This window comes from Janibacter sp. CoH_79_TC_3, from assembly GCF_058197955.1.
In genome coordinates, this window is sequence record NZ_JBXWIV010000001.1 from 256116 (window position 1) to 275764 (window position 19649).

The 19649-nt window shown below is 43.6% G+C and carries 17 protein-coding genes; 5 read left to right on the top strand and 12 right to left on the bottom strand.

Annotated elements, in window-relative coordinates:
* Window positions 1-230 precede the first annotated feature (230 nt).
* The 11 genes from ftsA to AC2FA3_RS01190 all read right to left on the bottom strand — a co-directional run bounded on the left by ftsA (window position 231) and on the right by AC2FA3_RS01190 (window position 13672).
* On the bottom strand, window positions 231-1523 hold the full coding sequence (gene ftsA / locus AC2FA3_RS01140) for a cell division protein FtsA (protein ID WP_490507932.1): 1293 nt from the start codon (window positions 1521-1523) through the stop codon (window positions 231-233).
* Window positions 1524-1696: 173 nt separating this feature from the next.
* Complete coding sequence (locus tag AC2FA3_RS01145) at window positions 1697-2494, bottom strand: cell division protein FtsQ/DivIB (RefSeq protein WP_490507933.1); 798 nt, start codon at window positions 2492-2494, stop codon at window positions 1697-1699.
* 445 nt (window positions 2495-2939) lie between these two features.
* Window positions 2940-4046: a D-alanine--D-alanine ligase gene (locus tag AC2FA3_RS01150; protein ID WP_490507934.1), complete on the bottom strand. Its 1107-nt coding sequence runs from the start codon at window positions 4044-4046 to the stop codon at window positions 2940-2942.
* Between the two features lie 29 nt (window positions 4047-4075).
* Window positions 4076-5515 carry a UDP-N-acetylmuramate--L-alanine ligase gene (gene murC / locus AC2FA3_RS01155; RefSeq protein WP_490507935.1) on the bottom strand — a complete coding sequence of 480 codons (1440 nt, stop codon included), beginning with the start codon at window positions 5513-5515 and terminating at the stop codon, window positions 4076-4078.
* 77 nt (window positions 5516-5592) lie between these two features.
* A complete protein-coding gene (gene murG, locus AC2FA3_RS01160; RefSeq protein ID WP_490507936.1) occupies window positions 5593-6678 on the bottom strand; it encodes an undecaprenyldiphospho-muramoylpentapeptide beta-N-acetylglucosaminyltransferase in 1086 nt (361 codons plus the stop codon).
* Window positions 6679-6909: 231 nt separating this feature from the next.
* Window positions 6910-7353, bottom strand: a complete 444-nt coding sequence (locus tag AC2FA3_RS01165) for a DUF2147 domain-containing protein (protein ID WP_490507937.1) — start codon at window positions 7351-7353, stop codon at window positions 6910-6912.
* Window positions 7354-7503: 150 nt separating this feature from the next.
* Window positions 7504-8475 carry a glutathione synthase gene (gene gshB, locus AC2FA3_RS01170; RefSeq protein WP_490507938.1) on the bottom strand — a complete coding sequence of 324 codons (972 nt, stop codon included), beginning with the start codon at window positions 8473-8475 and terminating at the stop codon, window positions 7504-7506.
* 144 nt (window positions 8476-8619) lie between these two features.
* A complete protein-coding gene (gene pyrE, locus AC2FA3_RS01175) occupies window positions 8620-9348 on the bottom strand; it encodes an orotate phosphoribosyltransferase (RefSeq protein ID WP_490507939.1) in 729 nt (242 codons plus the stop codon).
* 77 nt (window positions 9349-9425) lie between these two features.
* Entirely contained in the window at window positions 9426-10445 is a 1020-nt protein-coding gene (locus AC2FA3_RS01180; protein WP_490507940.1) for a hypothetical protein, read from the bottom strand.
* Between the two features lie 62 nt (window positions 10446-10507).
* Complete coding sequence (locus AC2FA3_RS01185; RefSeq protein WP_490507941.1) at window positions 10508-11365, bottom strand: SDR family oxidoreductase; 858 nt, start codon at window positions 11363-11365, stop codon at window positions 10508-10510.
* Between the two features lie 87 nt (window positions 11366-11452).
* Window positions 11453-13672 (bottom strand): Lnb N-terminal periplasmic domain-containing protein, encoded by a 2220-nt coding sequence (locus tag AC2FA3_RS01190; RefSeq protein WP_490507942.1) that lies wholly within the window; start codon window positions 13670-13672, stop codon window positions 11453-11455.
* 187 nt (window positions 13673-13859) lie between these two features.
* Between AC2FA3_RS01190 and ampD the strand changes: the two genes are divergently transcribed.
* The 4 genes from ampD to AC2FA3_RS01210 all read left to right on the top strand — a co-directional run bounded on the left by ampD (window position 13860) and on the right by AC2FA3_RS01210 (window position 17529).
* The gene (gene ampD, locus AC2FA3_RS01195; RefSeq protein ID WP_490507943.1) at window positions 13860-14447 is read left to right on the top strand and encodes a 1,6-anhydro-N-acetylmuramyl-L-alanine amidase AmpD; all 588 of its coding nucleotides are present in this window, start codon (window positions 13860-13862) and stop codon (window positions 14445-14447) included.
* A gap of 47 nt (window positions 14448-14494) precedes the next feature.
* Window positions 14495-14770: a hypothetical protein gene (locus tag AC2FA3_RS01200; RefSeq protein WP_490507944.1), complete on the top strand. Its 276-nt coding sequence runs from the start codon at window positions 14495-14497 to the stop codon at window positions 14768-14770.
* A gap of 423 nt (window positions 14771-15193) precedes the next feature.
* The gene (murJ, locus tag AC2FA3_RS01205; RefSeq protein ID WP_490507945.1) at window positions 15194-16744 is read left to right on the top strand and encodes a murein biosynthesis integral membrane protein MurJ; all 1551 of its coding nucleotides are present in this window, start codon (window positions 15194-15196) and stop codon (window positions 16742-16744) included.
* Between the two features lie 149 nt (window positions 16745-16893).
* Complete coding sequence (locus AC2FA3_RS01210; RefSeq protein ID WP_490507947.1) at window positions 16894-17529, top strand: hypothetical protein; 636 nt, start codon at window positions 16894-16896, stop codon at window positions 17527-17529.
* Window positions 17530-17558: 29 nt separating this feature from the next.
* Here the strand turns inward: AC2FA3_RS01210 and AC2FA3_RS01215 are convergent, their stop codons facing one another.
* Complete coding sequence (locus AC2FA3_RS01215) at window positions 17559-18194, bottom strand: GNAT family N-acetyltransferase (protein ID WP_490507948.1); 636 nt, start codon at window positions 18192-18194, stop codon at window positions 17559-17561.
* A 351-nt stretch (window positions 18195-18545) separates the two neighbouring features.
* Between AC2FA3_RS01215 and ribF the strand changes: the two genes are divergently transcribed.
* On the top strand, window positions 18546-19583 hold the full coding sequence (ribF, locus tag AC2FA3_RS01220) for a riboflavin biosynthesis protein RibF (RefSeq protein ID WP_490507949.1): 1038 nt from the start codon (window positions 18546-18548) through the stop codon (window positions 19581-19583).
* Window positions 19584-19649 lie beyond the last annotated feature (66 nt).

The following is a 19649-nucleotide window of genomic DNA, read 5'->3' on the forward strand; positions in this document are numbered from 1 at the left end:
GGTTTCTCCAGTTGCAGATAGCGTGATGGGTCGATACGTGGTAACACACTCATATGGCGCGCTATCGACTTACTATATATAAATGTATTTAAATAAAACACGGCAAAGGCTTAAATAGTTGTGCTTAGCCAATATATGCCATTATTGTACAGGGTGTTGCTTTAAATATGCTTACCTATAATACTGCGGCATGCTGTTAACTGCTTAATCTGAGTGACAGTGCAGCAGGATTATAATATCTTTTTGAGTACACTGGCAAAACGTTGCCCGGCACTTTGAAAAACGCCGGTGACACGATTTTTTTGAATCGCTTCCGGTTCACTTTTTTCACTACGGCGAAACTGCTCGCTTTGACTATATAGTAATGTACCAAATGCCGTTTGATAAGCACGATCATTGACCTGCATATTCAGCTGTTTAAATGACTCATCATTATCAAAATGATTGTAAGCACTAATAGCTGGATGAGTATTGGTCAATACTACAGGCATTCTTAACAGCTTTTTAGCAAAAGGTATCATACCTTTAATGGCACTGCCACCGCCTGAGAGCACAAGCCCTTTATCAATATAACCTAACAAGTCGGCGTCATGTAATTGGCGAACCACTTCGGTGAATATTTGCTCATAACGCGCTTCGATAATGCGCGCTAAATTATAAGTACCGATGTTAATCTCATCACCTGAGCCTTGCGGCTTAAAGAGAAAGAATGAGCTAGGATCGACGCTATTGATATCGACAGTACCATGCGTTTTTTTAAGCCTTTCGGCCTCTATCATAGAGATACCAACATCAGCTGAAATATCCATCGTCACTTCATGGCTGCCGGTGGCAATACAATGGGTGAAAATCAGTTTATTTTCTTTATAGACACAAATACTGGTGGTACTAGCACCGATATCAACCAAGCAAACCCCTTGCTGGCGCTCATCAGGCATCAAACTATATTCAGCGCTGGTCACTGCATCAAAAACGATATGGTCAATACCGACGTCACAGCTTTGTAGTAGTTTTTGGATATTTTGACGGCTAGATACTGGCATCATCATCATGTGATACATCACGCTGAGATTGTGCGCAACCATATCAATAGCATCATCAACCATAAATTCCTGATTGTCGATATAAATGCCTTGCTGACAACAATGCATCAAATAATAGTCAGGCGCCAAATCTTGTGACTTGGCGTTTGACAGCGCTTGTACCATGTCTTTGGCACGGACGACTTCGTCTTCTACCTTGACATTACCGGCACTGTTTTTACTTAACAGTTCAGGGGTCGCCATGGTTAACCAAACGCTATGTACACGGCAATTGGCAGTGTCTTCTGCCTCTTGGATGGCTTGTCTAATAGCGCCTTGCAAGCGTTCACGGTGCTTTATTTGACCTTGATAAAAGTCACTATTTTTAACTTGCCCCACACCCATAATACGAATGTCTTTTGCAGAGACAACGCTGCCGATGACGACATAGACTGCCGTGGCACTTAGATGGACAACAACCAGATTTTCAGTATTTTTCATGGTACCAGACAAATTATCGCTAAACAGGAGACCAAATGACGTCCCCATTAAATCATTAAAAAGCGCTATCAACACGCGGTGATATTATATGTTAACTTTTCATATCAAGAAAGCAGACAAATACAAGGTTTTGACTGCTTTCTTAATGTTTTACTCTTCTGCGATGGAGTCTTCTACTGTGGTGTTTCAGTAGTTTTTGGCGGCGCCAGATTCCATGCGATAGTAAATCCATTTTTGTAACGAAGATCGACAGATTGTATTTCATCGCGGCGATTGCTTAATTGATTGCCAAGTAGCTGACTTAAATTCAATAGCTTTTGCGCGGTGTTCTCATTATCAACGATGACACGTTGACCATTATCAAAGCGAATCAACCAGGTCATTCTTGGTGACAAGATGATATCTTCAACTTGCATACCAAGCGGCGCATACCAATCATTTACTTGCTGCATTTGTTGCATAATAACGGGCGCTTGCGCTATATCGCCTTGCAACGTCGCAAATTTCTCTTGCGTTAACTCTCGACTATCCGCAGGAACAAAGACGGCGCCTTTTGCATCAACCAGACGCTCGGTACCGAAATTTGCCACTGCCTGTTTTGGTAAGGCTTTAATGACAATACCGCGCTGCCAATCACGACTAACACTCACTTGGTCAACCCAAGCTAAGCCAGTACTAATATCTCTTAGCGCTTGCAAGTCAGAAGTGAAGAAACTGCTGACACTCTGTTGGTTCATGACTTGCTGTAACGCTTGGTACTGCGTAACTGTCAAATCTCGATCATCAACGTGAATAGCAGCCGGCGGTGCGTCGCGTAATGCTCTACCACCCATGATTAATATCAGCACAAGCAAACCTAACACCAGTACAGTAAAGAAATATCTTAACGCAGTCGGTACCTGAAAGTTAGAGCTCGGGCGACGGGTCTTATCACTCATCAAGTCAGCGACGTCATTGACAGTTTGAGCCATAATAAACTTCGTCCCTATTTTTGCCTAAAACTATTCGCATAATGCTAATAGTGCTTTTATTAAAGGTGAATCTGCTAAACATTCGCAGCGATCGATGAACCTGACATGTTATCAATTTATTTGTTTAAAACGGCGTATAAAGTGCAGTTATAGTGATTAAAACGTAACATTTTTCTTATTTAATGAATAACTTAAGAGAAAGCTGCATAAATAACCATAAATATCACTAATATAGACCAATAATTACAATATTAACGTATTTTACGTTTAAACAATAGCTTATCCCCTACTACGAACAACGAATTTACACAAGTTTACACGAAGCTGTGTTATAGCAGGTCTAGCGATACATTTGCGTGTATTTAGAAAGATTATTTATAGTCATTAAAACGCTGTTAAAGTTAGGTTTTGACTAAAACAAAACAAGCTATTTTAGGTTAGGTATTTATAGGGTTTGCGCTAGGATATGCCAGCATAAGCTGTCAAAATCCATGCCGCGAGCTTTGGCCGCCATGGGTACCAAGCTATGACTGGTCATACCCGGCACGGTATTAATCTCAAGTAGCCAGAAATTGCCCGCTTCGTCTTGCATCGCATCGATACGTCCCCAGCCTTTTGCATCAACGGCACGGAATGCCGCCAAGCTCAACGCTTGCAAATGCTTTTCATCAGCAGCACTTAGACCGCAGGGGATATAATAACTGGTATCGTTACGATTGTATTTGGCTTCAAAATCATAGAAGTTGGTAATATCGGCAGGCTCGAGGCGAATAACCGGATAAGCTTCATCATCGATGATAACAATGGTGAATTCGCGACCAGTAATCCAGCGCTCAGCCATGACCACATCGCCGCACTGTACGGCGGTTGCATAAGCAGCAGGTAGCTCATCTAGGTTATTAACCTTGGTCATACCAATACTGGAGCCTTCATGGACTGGCTTGATAATCAGCGGTAGACCCAACATATTAACCACTTGCTGCCAGTCGGTATCAGCGGTTAGCAATGAGAATGGCGCAGTCGATAAACCGCAGCCTTGCCACAGCTGCTTAGTACGTACTTTATCCATACCGAGTGCTGATGCCAAAATACCTGAACCGGTCTGTGGAATATTAAACCATTGCAGCACGCCCTGTAATAAGCCATCTTCGCCGCCGCGACCATGTAAAACGTTAAAGACGCGATCGTATTGACGAAGTTCCGTAATATCTTGCTCATTCGGATCAAAATGAGTGGCATCAACGCCTTGGTTTTGCAGCGCTTGTAAGACCGCCGCGCCACTATCTAAAGAGACACTGCGCTCGTTACTACTGCCGCCGCAAATGACGGCAACTTTACCAAACTGACTGGCGTCTTTGACTTTGCTGTTTGCGATACTAGGAACAGCGTTAGATTTTGGCTGCTCACCTTCAGTCTTATCTTGCTCTGCTTGTGCCGCCGCTGCCAATGCCGGTTCTGGATTGGTAATCGTGGTTTTAGCGTCTACATTAATACTTTTATCAATGTTATTTTCATTTTTTTGGTTATTGTTTTCTTTATGATTAATAGTCATGGGTCTCGTTCCTAAAATTCTTTTGCGGCTTATTTGATGTATAAATTATTGGCGGCCAATTCGATCGCTATTTGCCCAACATTACCCGCACCTTGGGTAATGAGCATGTCACCTGCTTTTAGTAATCGCTGCATTACTGGTGCGATATTAGCTTTATCGATAATCGTCGGTTCAACGGCACCGCGCAAACGGATACTACGTGCCAAGGCTTTGGTATCGGCACCAGCAATCGGGCTTTCACCAGCGGGATAAACGTCCAACAACAATAATTCATCGACGCTTGATAGCACTTCGACAAAATCATCGAAACAATCGCGTGTACGGCTATAACGATGTGGCTGGAACATCATCACTAAGCGGCGCTCAGGGAAGCTTTGACGGGCCGCTTTAATGGTCGCATCGACTTCTCTTGGATGGTGACCGTAGTCATCAATCAGCAGGACATTACCATCATCTATCTCTACAGAGGCATGCTGCTCAAAGCGGCGACCGACGCCTTCAAACTTCTGCAAGGCGCGCTTAATCGCTTCGTCATCTACGCCTTCGTCGGTTGCCATGGTTATAGCAGCCAGCGCATTATAAACATTGTGTACACCCGGAATATTCAAGGTCAGACGCAATGGCTCACGGTCACGGCGTAAGACAGTAAAGTGGGTTTTTGTACCTTCGCTAACCAAATCAATGGCTTGTACATCGTTAAAAGGTTCAAGACCAAAGGTTAATACCGGACGCCCAATATCATCAATCATGGCATATAATTCAGGATCGTCACCGCACACCACCGCCAAGCCATAAAACGGCATGTTTTGTAAAAACTGGATATAAGCGGCTTTTAATTTATCAAAACTATTGCCATAGGTTTCCATATGGTCTTGATCGATATTGGTGACAATCGCCGCCATCGGATGCAAAGATAAGAAGGACGCATCAGATTCATCGGCTTCGGCAATCAAAAAACGACTGCTGCCGAGGGCGGCATTTTTACCCGAAGCATTTAATTTACCGCCAATCACATAAGTAGGATCAAGCTTACCTTCCGCCATCATGGTGGTCAGCAGACTGGTGGTGGTGGTTTTACCATGTGCGCCAGCAACGGCGATACCATGACGATAACGCATCAATTCACCGAGCATATCAGCACGGCGTACCACGGGCAGACGCGCTTCAAGCGCCGCTTTGACTTCAGGGTTACTACGGTCGATGGCAGACGATACGACGATCACATCGGCATTGGCGATATTCTTGGAATCATGACCAATCGCGATATCAATACCAATCTGCTCTAAACGTTTAGTGACTAGGCTCTCTGCGATATCAGAACCACTGACCTTATAACCTTGGTTATTCATGACCTCAGCGATACCACACATCCCCGAGCCACCAATACCGACAAAATGCAAATGCTGAATACGGCGCATTTCTGGTATTTCAATCAAACGCTTAGTTAAGGCTTTAACAGAGGTTGGCATAGGGTTTTCTCTTTATTGTAGACAAACAAATTTGGTTAATAATAAGTGATAAAAATAATAAATATGACAGTCAGCTTTTATACAGCTTGCCAGATAATATCGGCTACTTGTTGGCAGGCCTGACGGTTGGCAAGCGCATGACCCTTTTCTGCCATCTTTAAACAAGCGCGCCTATCTAGCATATTAAGCTCATTGCTCAGCTTGTTAGGAGTTAACTCATTTTGTGGCAGCAAAATACCTGCTTTGTGTAGCGTCAAGGTGCGCGCGTTTGCCGTCTGATGGTCATCAACCGCGCTTGGTAGCGGTACAAATATTGCCGCTATACCAACGTTTTGAATTTCAGTCACTGTCAACGCACCGGCTCGACAAACCACGATATCGGCCCAATTGTAAGCTGCTGCCATATCATCAATAAATGGCTGTACGGTAAATTGATGGGCGCTTAATTCTTCACTATCGTATGCCGCTTGCGTGGCGGTCTCGTTATTGCGTCCACATTGATGACGTACCTCAAACGGACGGTCAATCAATGCCAGTGCTTTGGGTAGCGTCTCATTTAACACTTGCGCACCGAGCGAACCACCCACCACCAGCAATTTAAGCGGCGAGCTGTCATTCACATCGTAACGCACACTGGGTTCGGCAACACCGCTAATGGCATTGCGCACCGGATTGCCCACCGTTTCTATCTTGCTATCTAGCTGGCTATTGGCAAAGGTATTTTCAAACGCTTGCAATACCTTGGTCGCCATCTTGGCCAAATAACGATTGCTCATACCTGCAATGGCATTTTGTTCATGGATAATCAGCGGCTTCTTGGTCAAACGCGCGGCAATACCGCCGGGCGCGGTAACGTAACCACCAAAACCAACAACCACATCAATCTGATTGCCACGAATGACTTTAATCGCCGCCATCGTCGCTGACAACAAATTAACAGGTAACTTAAGCAAGCGCCCCAATCCTTTACCGCGCAGTCCCTGCATATCAATCGCATGAAAAGGATAACCAGTCGGTGCAACCAAGCCATTTTCCATACCATTTGGTGTGCCGAGCCAGTGAATAACAGCACCGCGCTTGGTCAATTCTTCGCTAACCGCCAGCGCTGGAAATACATGCCCGCCTGTACCAGCTGCCATCATTAATATATGCGGTGTTTTCATGAACGCCTGCCTATCTTTTCTTTATTTATATGAAAGACTTATTATCTTTTGACTGCATTATATATCGAACCAAAATAGCCCTATAAAAGCCCGCATAGTATAGTGTAAATCGCTGCCTGATAGACAGCATTTTATGCAGCGTGAATAATAAAAATCCAAGCCGTGAGCAATCGCGGCTTGGCTTTATTGAATTTATCGTCTTAATAAGAGTGAATATTAAAACAGCAATGATTAACGGCGTTTTAAAACACGAGTTTTACCAATTAACGAGATACCTTTATAGCCTCGTAGCTTCAACGTATCACCTTGTAATTCTGCTTTTCCAGAAAAGGTTCTGCCAGTCTCTGGCTCAATACCGCCGCCATTAACATACTTATTAGGATCATTAGCGTCCGGCTCTAAATCCCACAATACGGTCGCTCCGGTCAAAGGTTTGTCTTTGAACTTACCTTTGCATTTATCACAGACTTTTTTATCTTTAGCCCGTGGGTCCAAAATTTCAACGATTTTTGCCGAAAGCTTACCATTGCTTTCAGAAAATCTTAGCACCGCATCGGGCGTGCCATTATCATTGTAAGTGGTCCACTTGGTATTGTTAAGCTGGTCAGCCGCGCTAGCACTAAAGCCAAACGCTAAGCCTACAGTGAATAAAAGTGATTTTGCAAATGTGTTCATAGTACATCCTTGTGTTATAAAAATTCTATAAAATGCGCAGTATCATCATATTTATCGATAATCCTGTTTTATCATATAAAATTGTGACAAACAATCAAGATTATTTATGAACATAAGTTTTTCTCTAATTCATTGCAAAAACCGCTTTATTTAAACGGCCAGCTTTTTCTCGATAGCGATAATAAAGTCAGTTGCGATATCCGTACCGCATTGGTCATCAATCTCACGCACACAGGTTGGACTGGTGACATTAATCTCAGTGATACGGCCACCGATTAAGTCTAAACCGACGAACATCAGCCCTTTTTCTTTGACAATCGGTGCGACGACTTGAGCCACTTGGCGTTCAATATCGGTAAGCGGCATCGCAACACCGCTACCACCTGCCGCAAGATTACCGCGCGTCTCACCTTTCACCGGAATACGCGCCAAGCTATAATCGACCACTTCGCCATCGACGATTAACACACGCTTATCGCCTTCTTTGATTTCCGGTAAATAACGCTGCGCCATAATTGGTAGCGTCTCAAGCTCGGTTAAAATCTCAAGCGTCACGCCGATATTTGGACTGTCAGCGGTCAAACGGAAGATGCCCGTGCCGCCCATACCATCTAAAGGCTTAACAATGACATCTTGCTGCTCAGTAATAAATTTGCGAATATGCGCCTGTTTACTGGTCACAATCGTTGGGCTCATATAATCGCTAAACCAAGTAGCAAATAGCTTTTCATTGCAATCGCGTATCGCTTGTGGGTCGTTGACCACCAGCACGCCTGCGGCTTTGGCATGGTCAAGCATGTAGGTTGCATAAATAAAACGCATATCAAACGGCGGATCTTTACGCATCAAAATCACATCATATTCGCTGACTTGTGCTGTCGCTTTCTCACCTAAGGTATAAAAATCTTCAGGGTCACGTTTGACCGTTACCGGCTGGGTATCCACCATCAACTGCCCTCGATCCAACCATAAATCATGAATCTGACAGTAGCCAAGGCTGTGCCCACGATCTTGTGCTGACCACATCATCGCAAGGCTGGTGTCTTTTTTATAATTGACCTGCTCGATTGGGTCCATGATGACGAGTATGTTTAATGATTTCTTTTGCTTTTCTTGGCTCATGATAAGTCTCACTTACGTTATAGTATTAATCATTTAAAATAGTATTAATCGTTCAAACGGACATTAATGACATGCCAACATGACTCAAACTTCACTCAAAATATTGTTGGGACATAGCTAAAATACAGTAAAAACTGCGCTAAATTATACGCCGTACTGGGCGCGGTAATGCTGCATTTTTGCAAGCTGGGTCGCATCTTTTTCTGGGCTACTTTCTGCTAAGTAGCTGATTAAATCATCGATATCGACAAGGGCACGCACTGGTACTTCTAATGTCGACGCCAACTCTTGAATAGCAGAATACTCCGCTAAACCCTTTTCTTTACGGTCAAGAGCGACAATAATACCCGCAACGCTTGCGCCCGCTTGCTCTAAAATCTCAACCACTTCACGCATGGCCGTACCAGCGGTAATCACATCATCAAGTACCCAAACCGCCTTGCCTTTGACATCAGCACCGACTAAATTACCACCTTCGCCATGAGTTTTAGCTTCTTTACGGTTATAGCCCCATTTAGCATTGATACCATGATGTAGCCATAACGCTTGCGCCGTTGCCGCCACAAATGGGATACCTTTATAAGCGGCACCAAAAATAACCAGCTCTTGCTCAGCTGCGCCAGCGTTTGCCATTGAACCTTGTGCAGCCATCTGCTCAGCCAAGGCATCAGCATAACCACGCGCTAATAACGATAACATCTCACCCGACGCCAGCAAACCGGCATTAAAAAAATACGGACTAATACGTCCAGATTTTAAGACAAACTCACCAAATCTTAAGACCTGATTATCTAAAGCCAATTGGATAAATTGATGCGATGAAAATGACGCATTATTGGCAGGTTGGTTATTGGGCGTTGTGGCATTAAGCATAGGGCATTCCTATCAACAAAAAGAAAATGGAAAGTTAAACAATAAAAAGTTGTGAAGCGCATTATAGTCGTGGTGGTTTAACTTGACCAACCATTGATATCATAATCCTGCATATTCGCGTAACGCGTCAATAAGCCACAACGTGATGAGATATTAAAGTAGCATTGACCATCGCTATTGACGTGTATGTCCCAGCCCAAATGATAGGCAGCAACGATAATATGCCCAGTAAATAGATGTACTTGGCGGTATGCATGACGCTGTGCTGGCTCAAAAACAATCTGACTGAGCAGGTAGCTGCGCAGATGCTGACAAATTTGCGCCCCGCTGTAGCTATGGTTAATCGTTTTGCGCGTACTGCATTGCTTTAAAGCATGGACGGCGACGCTACATGCCATAAGGTCAGTTGCCAAACTACCCTCGCCGCTATCAAATTGCTGCGGCTGCAATATCACTTGCCAGTCATCGGCATAAACGCTATTGAGTAACTCATCAGGATTATAACGTTTGGTCAGTGCAAGCAGAGATTCTGATGCTAAAGCTTTCTTAATATGATTATTAGCCTGCACACTATCAGTATTAATATTGTCTTCATTTATAATATCAGCAGCTAAAAACCCATAACGCGTCAGTTTAGGGTACGCTTGTAGCGCGCGCTGGATATCCGCCATATCAAGCAAAGTCATGTCTGTTAATGAAGCTAATAACGGCTGCTCGCTATGATTGTGATAAAAACTCTCGGGCAGCTCAACCAGTCTTGCGGCACTGAGCAGTGATAAATGCTCAGCCAATGCTTCTGAAGCCATCAATGCCCATTTCGATAAGCTGTCTGTATTGGGCTGATAAAAACGGGTCGAACTGCCATATAAGCGGCGCAGCTGACTATTTAAGCGCCGTGCAGGCTCTGGAATATCAGTCAATGGCCGTGCAGGGTCCAATGGCAAACGCTTTGGGTCAAAATTAGGATGTACAATCGCAGGCTGCTGGCTGTTTGCTAAAACAGCGGATTGCTTAGCATGACCTTCTGCAAGCTGATCCTCTTCTGCTATAAAGTTAGCACTGGATAAACGGTTATCAGAAGTAGAAGGCTGGGTCATGAATTTTCCCTAGGCTTGCAAATTTAAAAGTCGTAAAAATAAAATAAAATCAAAATGACATTTTACTCTTGATGTTGTTCTTTATTTTGATAGTGCAAAATATCACCATAGCCTACTTGCCAATCAGGATAGTCCAGCCAAGCTAACGGAATGTTGCTGTGCAAGCGCTTCCCCGTTACTTTCGTTTTATTGTCATCAATAACAGGCGATACTTCATTTATCTGCTCACTTAACCAAGTGCCGAGCTCAAAAGTGGTGACTGGCGCATAATCCGTGGCGATATAAAGGGGTTTTGGCGTGTCTATAGTCATGATATTGGCAATAATAGTAACCAAATCGCGATCCATAATACGATTGCTCCAGTGCGCTGTTGCCACTGGCTCTTTTTGTTTCTCTTTAGCTTTACGTAGACGCATCAGGCGCTCGCGTCCGTAAATACCACTTGGGCGAATGATAATAGTCTTAGCACCAAAACTTTGTTGCAATACTTGTTCTGCTTGCAATATCACTTGCGAGGCTTCACGCTCTGGCATCACAGGCGCGGTGTCTTCATCAATCCATTCGCCATTATCTTGCCCATAGACAGCAGTTGATGAAATAAAAACAATGCGCGCAAGGTTGGTCAATTTATCAGTCAATGTTGCCAAATGCTGGCTGATGGCTAAGTAACTGTCATGATAACCGCTGGTTGAATACTCATCAGGAGTGACGATAATCGCCAACGCCGTAAAGTCTTGCAGCTGCTCTGCAGTTAGCGTTAATGCATCGGCTTGTAGAAAGTTAGCTTTATCATCTAGAGCATAATGATGACGATCACGACGTGCCAGCCCAGTGACGTTTAAACCGTCTTGCGCCAGCTTATTGGTAACTGGCAAACCAATATCACCTTGACCAATAATCAGTAAATTTTGCGTACTCATCATATATCCTTTATTTAAAAACTGCTTTTAATGGCTGTCTATGCTAATGACTGACTAAGAAGACTGTTATTAATTTAATAACAAGTGCTAAAAATAGCGTCTGTAGGACAGCTGTATGTCTTCTTTGGCATCGATACGATCTTGCCATTCGTAGTTGGCATTGATACGTAATGCTTGTTTTTTATCGATGTCGTATTGCAGCCCTAACGTCGATATCGGCTGCCAATAATGACCACGAGCATTAGACTCATCGCTGCTGCCATGATACCAATATGGCAGTTGCAATTCAGCCTGCGCACGTAACTGATTGTTAATCTGATAGCGACAACCAGCATTGACGCCTGCGCCAACACGATAGCCTTTATTTATACCGCGCCCTGCTTGCGCCGTACCTTCCAAAAACGTATAACATAGCTGCGGCGGCATCTCGCCTGTGCCCGCGCTAGGTGTGCCAAACGCCCACGACCAACCCGTCTCATAGCCTAGACTACCGACTAAATGATCGCTGCCATCCTGCTGCGAGCCGTCGTTCACGCGTGTCGCTTCAATACTTGCGCCCCAGGTTTTGCCCTTTTTGGCAGAGTTGACCGGATTAAATGAGCGCCCTCGCACCAAAGTTACATTTTGCAAAACCACGCTGCTTGGCTGATTGGCCTTATCATTATCGGTATCATAGAGGCGCAAAGTCGCAGCCGCGCCTTCTAAATCAAAGAATTGCGGAAATCCTGACGGACGATCAAGAGTATCGTGATAACCTGCCCGCACACCCAAGTCAATATAGTTATTATCACCGCGCTGCCCTAGCCCGATAAACCCAAGTTGCAGAGGATGCCTGTCTATTGGGTTATTATCAGCTACCGCAATACGGCGTGGCAATAGCGTTTTTTCGTCGGCTGCTATGCTCGACGTTGGATTCAATTGGGCAGATTTAATCTCACTTAACGTCTGCTTAGCGTTATTATGATAGCCCAATTGCTCACGCTGCTCTTTAACCTTATTTAACTGCGCTTGGCGCAAGGTGCTATCAGCGGGTGTATAGTTGGTGCTGGCAAGTAAGTTTTCGCTATTAAGTAACTGCACGACATCTGAGGGAATAACGGCATAAGGTAGGCGGCTTAATAAATGCTGCTGCGGGCGTACCACGTCAATTAAGCGTAAAATCTCAGACGCACAGTTATCAGTGGTGAAGTAATACGGCAACTTCAAATCTTTGGTCTCCCAAACATGCAACATAATCTGCTGCACTTCCGCTGGGGTCAAATCCAATTGATACGTCCACGCATCGCGCTCATCTTCTTGCAGATACTTCGCCAGCTTCTCTGGATAAGGGTCAATTTCAATCAGATTGTCATAACCGCCACTCATCGATTTGATGGCATAGACCAAAAAGTTATCGCTTGAATCACCGCCTACCGTATAATTTAGCGCCACTGCATGATGAATTTGGCTTGGATCGGCAACGCTGGCTTTAGAGTCGATACGTAATAATGTATGAGCAAAGGCTGAAATAGGATTGTCTAAATATTCTTGCGCAAACATAATAGACAGCTGCTCGGGTGCCAGCTTTTGCATCCAGTCATTCAGCTCTGGACAGTCGACTTGCAAGCCACTTTTTTCGATATTGAGGGTATCAGTCAGCCATTGAACGCGCGCTGGGAAACGGCATAACACTGAGTTTTGTACCGAGTTTTTAGTCGCACGATTACTAGCAGTGCTGTTATCTGGAGTCGTAGCCATCTCGTCAGCAAGGGCGACCAGCAAGGCATCAAGCTCGGCCGCTGAATCATGCTGTCCATTTTTACTTAAGAAAAATGCTGCATCATCAACGATACTGCTGTCTTTTTTCTTGCCGATTAAATTCTTTTGATCATCAAAAAAATATAATAACCGTCGCCATGTTATATGTTGGGCAAGGTTTTCTGTTTTTGCTTGCGCACGCCATGATGCTAATAGCTGTTGGGTGTTCGCCCCATTATCACTATTATTAGCACTTTGATTGTTAGATGTCCGAGAAGTGACTGCGGTATTTGAGACACTATCTGGCTTGATGGTATTATTTGATCCGGCGACAACTGGCTTAGTATAAGCCATTAATATTGGCTCAGCGTTTTGTGATTTAGAGGCTGAATTATCATCAGCAGTATCTAGTGCCAACTCACCTGTTGTCACAAGCGATGCGGGCGTCGGCAAAAATGCCTGTGCCTGTGCGGTCAGTAGCAGTCCGGCTATGGTGAGCGGCAAACGAGCTCGCCTACCAATGTTTGTTGGCGTACAATCTATCGGCAACAGGTTTGAATATATAGACATGAGTAACATCTCGCACTGTAGGAGTCAGACGCGTATCGCGTTATGAGTTCTATCGAATTATTAGAGTGATATTATGAATTATCGTTTTGAATGACAGCTTTTCAGGTAGATACGCCATTTATTGATAAAAAATATAATCATCAGCATTTACTGGGTACTTATTTATCAAATTATAAAAGAGAGTATTATGTCCATAGCATCGTCAATGACTATTAATGCCGGTCGATTATCAGCTGCGACTTGGCTTGCCTCGCCCAATCATAATAAACGACCTGAAAATGTCGCGATTGATGCCATCGTTATTCACAATATTAGCTTGCCACCCAATGAGTTTGGGGCTTGCGATACTGACGGTCTACATTACGTTAAAGCCTTATTTACCAATCAATTAGACTGGGAGGCGCATCCTTATTTTCAAACTATTAAAGGGGCAGAAGTCTCAGCGCATTTATTTATAGAGCGTGATGGCGCGATTACTCAGTTTGTCAATTTTAATGAACGCGCGTGGCATGCTGGGCGCTCTAGCTACTTGGGTCGCCCTGAATGTAATGATTATAGCATTGGCATTGAGCTTGAAGGTTCAGATTTTGTGTCCTTTACCACTGCCCAATATGAAGCGCTTACCAAAGTTATCGTCGCTATCTATGACGCTTATCCAAAAACTCGCAGGCATCTGACTGGTCATAGTGATATCGCGCCCGCTCGCAAAACTGACCCCGGTGATTATTTTGAATGGACAAAGTTGCGTGAGAGGGTTGCAGCTCTATTAAAATAAAGGGCTTACTCAACTTGAATGATGATTAATCATCGATTGAAAACATTATGATTTGGATTGAAGTGGTCGATTCAGCAGTGAAGATAGGTTTGGGCGCATTGATAGCAGGCGTTATTACTTTTCTATTATCCTCAACACAACATCGTAATGAGCTTAAAAAAGCTAAAGTAGAACGCGAGTTTGAGATGTTAAAAGAAGTCGCAGAAAAAGTAGAGAATTTTAATACCATTGCTCTGAATTATTGGGCATTTGCCACTGATTGGCGGCGTAGACTGGTTCCAGACTCATCTCTTCCTAAATCTAACGGATTCCTAGATTCTTAAAATAAACTATTCGATAGCTTTAGTGAACTAACGAAAGCAGAATCTTTATTACTATTGTTTGGCTATGGTAGCGCTCAAATTAAGCTTAGAGAATACGGCGAAACAGTTATAGCTCTTAAAAAGAGAGTCGAGTCTGTAGATATACCTTTCGACCATAATGATACAGCCAATTATAGAAAATCTATGATTGATAAACGCTCCGAGCTATTTAGTCTCTTGAATGAAATTTATAAAACTATTTGATTTTTAATTTATTTGTCGCAATTAAAAAAATTATCGCCACTTATCAACGATTTTTTATCATTCTATATTCCACATTCAATCCATTTATCAGTATGATGAAAGTGCTATAATCCGTCAGTTTTTTGACAACACTGCATCAGTAAACAACCTTCAGTAAACAAATTAGCAGAATAGGTTCTCATGGCAAAAAGTCGGTTATTTCGTTCAACCATGGTGGTCAGTAGTATGACCATGCTGTCACGTATTTTAGGTCTGGTACGCGATATCGTATTACTAGGTGTCTTTGGCGCTGGCGGTCTGATGGATGCCTTTTTGGTCGCCTTTAAGATACCGAACTTTCTGCGACGTTTGTTTGCTGAAGGCGCGTTTAGTCAAGCGTTTGTCCCTGTTTTATCGGAATACAAAGAGAAATACAGCTTACGAGAAGTACAGATATTAGTCAGTCGCACCTCAGGCGCTCTGCTATTGATCCTGTCGATGTTGACCGTGGTGGTTATTTTAATGGCGCCATGGGTCGTGACGTTATTTGCGCCCGGTTTTGCTGATCAGCCCGATAAATTTGCCATCACCGCTGAGCTGTTACGCCTGACCTTTCCTTACTTATTATTTATCTCTATGACCGCCTTTGCCAGTGGTATTTTACAAAGCTACGGACGTTTTGCCGCGCCAGCTTTTGCACCCGTATTGCTCAATCTATGTATGATTGGTGGCGCATTGGTTTTTGCACCGATGTTTGAGACGCCCATTATGGCGCTCGGTTACGCGGTCGCTATCGCAGGCTTATTACAGCTTCTACTTCAGTTACCACAATTGTCCCAACAAAAGCTACTGGTGATGCCGAAAATCGACTTCCAGCATGAAGGCGTCAGGCGTATATTAAAATTAATGCTACCGGCTATCTTTGGCGTCTCTGTCACGCAGATTAATTTACTGCTCAACACCATTTTCGCCTCATTAATGATTGGCGGTTCGGTGTCTTGGCTCTATGCTGCTGAGCGTATGAGCGAGTTACCCCTTGGTTTAATTGGCGTGGCTATCGGTACGGTTATTCTACCAAGCTTGTCAAAAAGTGAAGCGCAAAAAGACGATATCAGCTTTAAAAAGACCATTGATTGGGCAGCACGTTTAATCATTTTAGTCGGCGTACCTGCATCGGCTGCGCTATTTATTCTGTCTGATGTGCTGATGCAAGCGCTGTTTTTACGTGGCGAATTTACCTTACGTGATGCACAAATGAGCTCGCTGGCGCTAAAAAGCATGGCGGGTGGCATCTTAGGCTTTATGTTAATTAAAGTCTTTGCCCCTGCTTTCTTCGCTCGTCAAGATATCCGTACCCCAGTCAGAATTGGTATTATTTCCGTTTTTGCTAATATGATTTTTAGTGTCATCTTTATTGGCATATTTTACTTTTTTGACATGCCGTTACATGGTGGACTGGCACTTGCGACGACTGGCGCATCATTTGTGAACGCTGGCTTATTATATTACTTCTTGCATAAGCGTGAGATTTTCCGCTTTGGCAGTCATTGGAAAAAGCTGTTTGCGCAATTTGCAGTTTCTACCACTGCCATGGTTGCTGTACTTTACGTCATGCTACCCTACTTTCCAACAAATGAAGCACAGTGGCAACGTTTGGTTGCGCTACTAATTATGTGTGTGGTCGGTGCGCTGGTTTATGGCATAGTATTATTGGCAACGGGATTCCGTCCTCGCCATCTAAAACATGGTTAAAACAGTAAGCGTTAAACATTAATTATTAAAAACCAAGCAAGGCTTTAATTTACCAAACCAGAACAAGCTTGGTATGAGAATTGACAGTGCATGCCGCTGATAGTTACCATAATTGCTCTTTAAGAAATAAATGAATTCTGAGAACTAATATGACGACTAAATCATCAGCTTTACCATCAACCTTGTTATGCTTACCAAGCATATTAACTGTTGGTATCCTGAGCACCGCACTACTTTTAAGTGGTTGTAGCAATAATGATAAGGGTGAAGCAGAGACCGCGGCTCATACTGCAAGCAGTACTGAAGACACTGCAGCGGTCGCGCAAACATCTGAGAACGACGCGAGCCAAGTAGAATTAACAGGCACTACTACTGATAGTAAACAGGCAGTAGATAACTCTAAAGATGAAACCACGATTGCTAACGATAATATCAATCCTGTTACGACTGCTGCTAAGCAAAAAAGCTTAGTGAGCAATCCGACCCAAGATGGTACGCCAGAAGATACGGTTAAAAAAGCATTAGACAGCTTGTATTATGGCGACGCGAAACAAGCCGCTACTTATTATAAAGTAGATATGGCAAATTTCGAGGAAGAGCTTGCTAAGACCCAATCGGCTTTTCAGCAAACGGTTGACGGTGTTACTTTCACTGATACCAAATACAGTGATAACAAAACCCGTGCCACCATCACTGGTGAGTTGATGCTAAGGGGACAAAGTGAACCCACATCATTGACTTATGAGCTGCAAAAGATAGACGGAAAATGGAAAATTTTAGGTTAAAAATCGGTCTACTGTTATCTAACTTTTCTTTATGTGGCGCCATTATCTGCCCTCACTGCTTTACCAAGCATCACCACATCCGCGATAAACCCCTGCATATCGCACACCTTTGGCATATAACCCCATTGCTCAAACCCAAGCTTACGGAACAATCCTAAGCTTGGTTGATTATGAGCAAAGATAAGCGCCACCACGTTATGAATACCTAAGCTCGGCGCTTGCTTCAGCATCCAACGCGTCAATAAGCCACCCAATCCTTGACCATGATAATCCTGATGCAAGTAGATACTTATCTCAGTGCTGATATGATAAGCCGGTCGTGCATATAAATCGCTAAAGCTGCCCCAGGCGACGATTGGCGACGCTGTTTGTTCTATCCGTTCATCTACATTTTCAACAAGAGCTTTAACAATATAAATAGGTCGCGTGGCATTGTTTAAATGCTCATCAAACCAAACCTGACGCTCTTCACAACTCACTGGTGCTAAATTAGCAGTAGCTTGTTTGCCCGCGATACTTTGGTTATAAATCGCTAAAATCGCTGGTAAATCTGCCTTATTAGCACGCTGTACCGTAAAGTGTTCGTTGAGCTCATGAATTGACAAAATAGGTGTTATAGAGTGAGAGATATCATGACAAGCAGCGATAGAGACAGCATCAGTCATAGCGTTTCCATGATTATTGATAGTAAAAAGAAATGATGAGTAATAAACAACGGCTGCTTAATGTTAATGATGAACCCTGACACTATTCATCTAACGTACGTCGCAGAAGCCCTTAGCAGAAAACGACCAACGTAAGCCAAATATGAAAACCAGCTTTTGAGGCCATGGCATGGTTGTTAGATTATCAGCAGACTATAGGATGTTAGTGGGGCTATTTTACTTTATAATGACTGGTTTTAGACACCTCTTTTAGACACATCTGATACAGAGAGATATTTTAAAATATTGTTTTTAAGTCGCGATGTGTTTTTTCGTTTTTTATCTGGTCTTATCTATCATAGCTGAAAATTTATGAACACCTATTTTCTTGAGCAACTGATGGCGTCACCACGCGCTTTGTCTGCCAATACTAGCCCAGTAGATTTGGCAGCCTGCGTGCTGACTATTGGCAACTTCGATGGCGTGCATTTGGGTCATCAAGCAATGCTGGCACAAGTTCGCGATACCGCTAAAGCACAAAATATTGGCTCGGCAGTCATGATATTTGAGCCGCAGCCACGTGAATTTTTTGCGCCAGCTACCGCGCCTGCTCGCCTAACCAATCTTGCCGAAAAGCAAGCTTTGCTCGCAAAGTACGGCATCGAGACTTTGATTGTTGCAAGCTTTGATAGCGATTTTCGCTCGCTATCGGCACAGGCATTCGCCGATATTTTGGCACTGCGCCTCAATGTAAAAGCATTGGTGTTGGGTGATGACTTTAAGTTCGGTCATGATCGTACTGGTGACAGTCAGTTTTTACGTGATTATGGCTTAGATGTGACCAATCTGCATACCGTGATCGATGATAAAGGTAAAGGCGCGCGCATTAGCTCTACGCGTATACGCAACCTATTATTGGCCGGTGACATCGATGCGGCTAATGCCTTATTGGGTCGAGATTATACGATGACAGGCGTCGTCGTTGGTGGCGATAAAATCGGGCGTACCATGGACTTTCCCACTGCCAATGTCGACTTAAAACGCATAAAACCAGCGTTACATGGCATCTTTGCTGTCGATGTCGTTATCCTTGATGATAATGGTGATGTCATACCGAACGGCTTGACCGCACTGACAAATAGCGAAAATTCAGGGATTGCAGGTTTACGCCCGCATAGCTTATTTGGTACGGCCAATATTGGTATCAGACCTTCGGTAGATAAAGAGCATGATTGGCGCTTAGAGGTACATTTCCCTAAGCTGCAAGCAGACTTATACGGCTTAAACTTACAAGTACGTTTCTTGCATTATTTACATGGCGAGCGTCATTATGAGAGTTTAGAGGCGTTAAAAGCAGGTATTCATAACGATGTGATTGATTTACTCGAATGGCGTGAACAGCAGAGCTAGAATGATAGTTATGACCCTAAAAAGGCTTAATTCACACTTTATAAGAGACTAATTCCTAAAAAAACC

What these genes read in the sequence shown, in the direction of transcription:
- ftsA (WP_490507932.1), bottom strand. Translation starts at nt 1,523, where the DNA reads ATGAAAAATACTGAAAATCTGGTTGTTGTCCATCTAAGTGCCACGGCA.
- AC2FA3_RS01145 (WP_490507933.1), bottom strand. Translation starts at nt 2,494, where the DNA reads ATGGCTCAAACTGTCAATGACGTCGCTGACTTGATGAGTGATAAGACC.
- AC2FA3_RS01150 (WP_490507934.1), bottom strand. Translation starts at nt 4,046, where the DNA reads ATGACTATTAATCATAAAGAAAACAATAACCAAAAAAATGAAAATAAC.
- murC (WP_490507935.1), bottom strand. Translation starts at nt 5,515, where the DNA reads ATGCCAACCTCTGTTAAAGCCTTAACTAAGCGTTTGATTGAAATACCA.
- murG (WP_490507936.1), bottom strand. Translation starts at nt 6,678, where the DNA reads ATGAAAACACCGCATATATTAATGATGGCAGCTGGTACAGGCGGGCAT.
- AC2FA3_RS01165 (WP_490507937.1), bottom strand. Translation starts at nt 7,353, where the DNA reads ATGAACACATTTGCAAAATCACTTTTATTCACTGTAGGCTTAGCGTTT.
- gshB (WP_490507938.1), bottom strand. Translation starts at nt 8,475, where the DNA reads ATGAGCCAAGAAAAGCAAAAGAAATCATTAAACATACTCGTCATCATG.
- pyrE (WP_490507939.1), bottom strand. Translation starts at nt 9,348, where the DNA reads ATGCTTAATGCCACAACGCCCAATAACCAACCTGCCAATAATGCGTCA.
- AC2FA3_RS01180 (WP_490507940.1), bottom strand. Translation starts at nt 10,445, where the DNA reads ATGACCCAGCCTTCTACTTCTGATAACCGTTTATCCAGTGCTAACTTT.
- AC2FA3_RS01185 (WP_490507941.1), bottom strand. Translation starts at nt 11,365, where the DNA reads ATGAGTACGCAAAATTTACTGATTATTGGTCAAGGTGATATTGGTTTG.
- AC2FA3_RS01190 (WP_490507942.1), bottom strand. Translation starts at nt 13,672, where the DNA reads ATGTCTATATATTCAAACCTGTTGCCGATAGATTGTACGCCAACAAAC.
- ampD (WP_490507943.1), top strand. Translation starts at nt 13,860, where the DNA reads ATGTCCATAGCATCGTCAATGACTATTAATGCCGGTCGATTATCAGCT.
- AC2FA3_RS01200 (WP_490507944.1), top strand. Translation starts at nt 14,495, where the DNA reads ATGATTTGGATTGAAGTGGTCGATTCAGCAGTGAAGATAGGTTTGGGC.
- murJ (WP_490507945.1), top strand. Translation starts at nt 15,194, where the DNA reads ATGGCAAAAAGTCGGTTATTTCGTTCAACCATGGTGGTCAGTAGTATG.
- AC2FA3_RS01210 (WP_490507947.1), top strand. Translation starts at nt 16,894, where the DNA reads ATGACGACTAAATCATCAGCTTTACCATCAACCTTGTTATGCTTACCA.
- AC2FA3_RS01215 (WP_490507948.1), bottom strand. Translation starts at nt 18,194, where the DNA reads ATGACTGATGCTGTCTCTATCGCTGCTTGTCATGATATCTCTCACTCT.
- ribF (WP_490507949.1), top strand. Translation starts at nt 18,546, where the DNA reads ATGAACACCTATTTTCTTGAGCAACTGATGGCGTCACCACGCGCTTTG.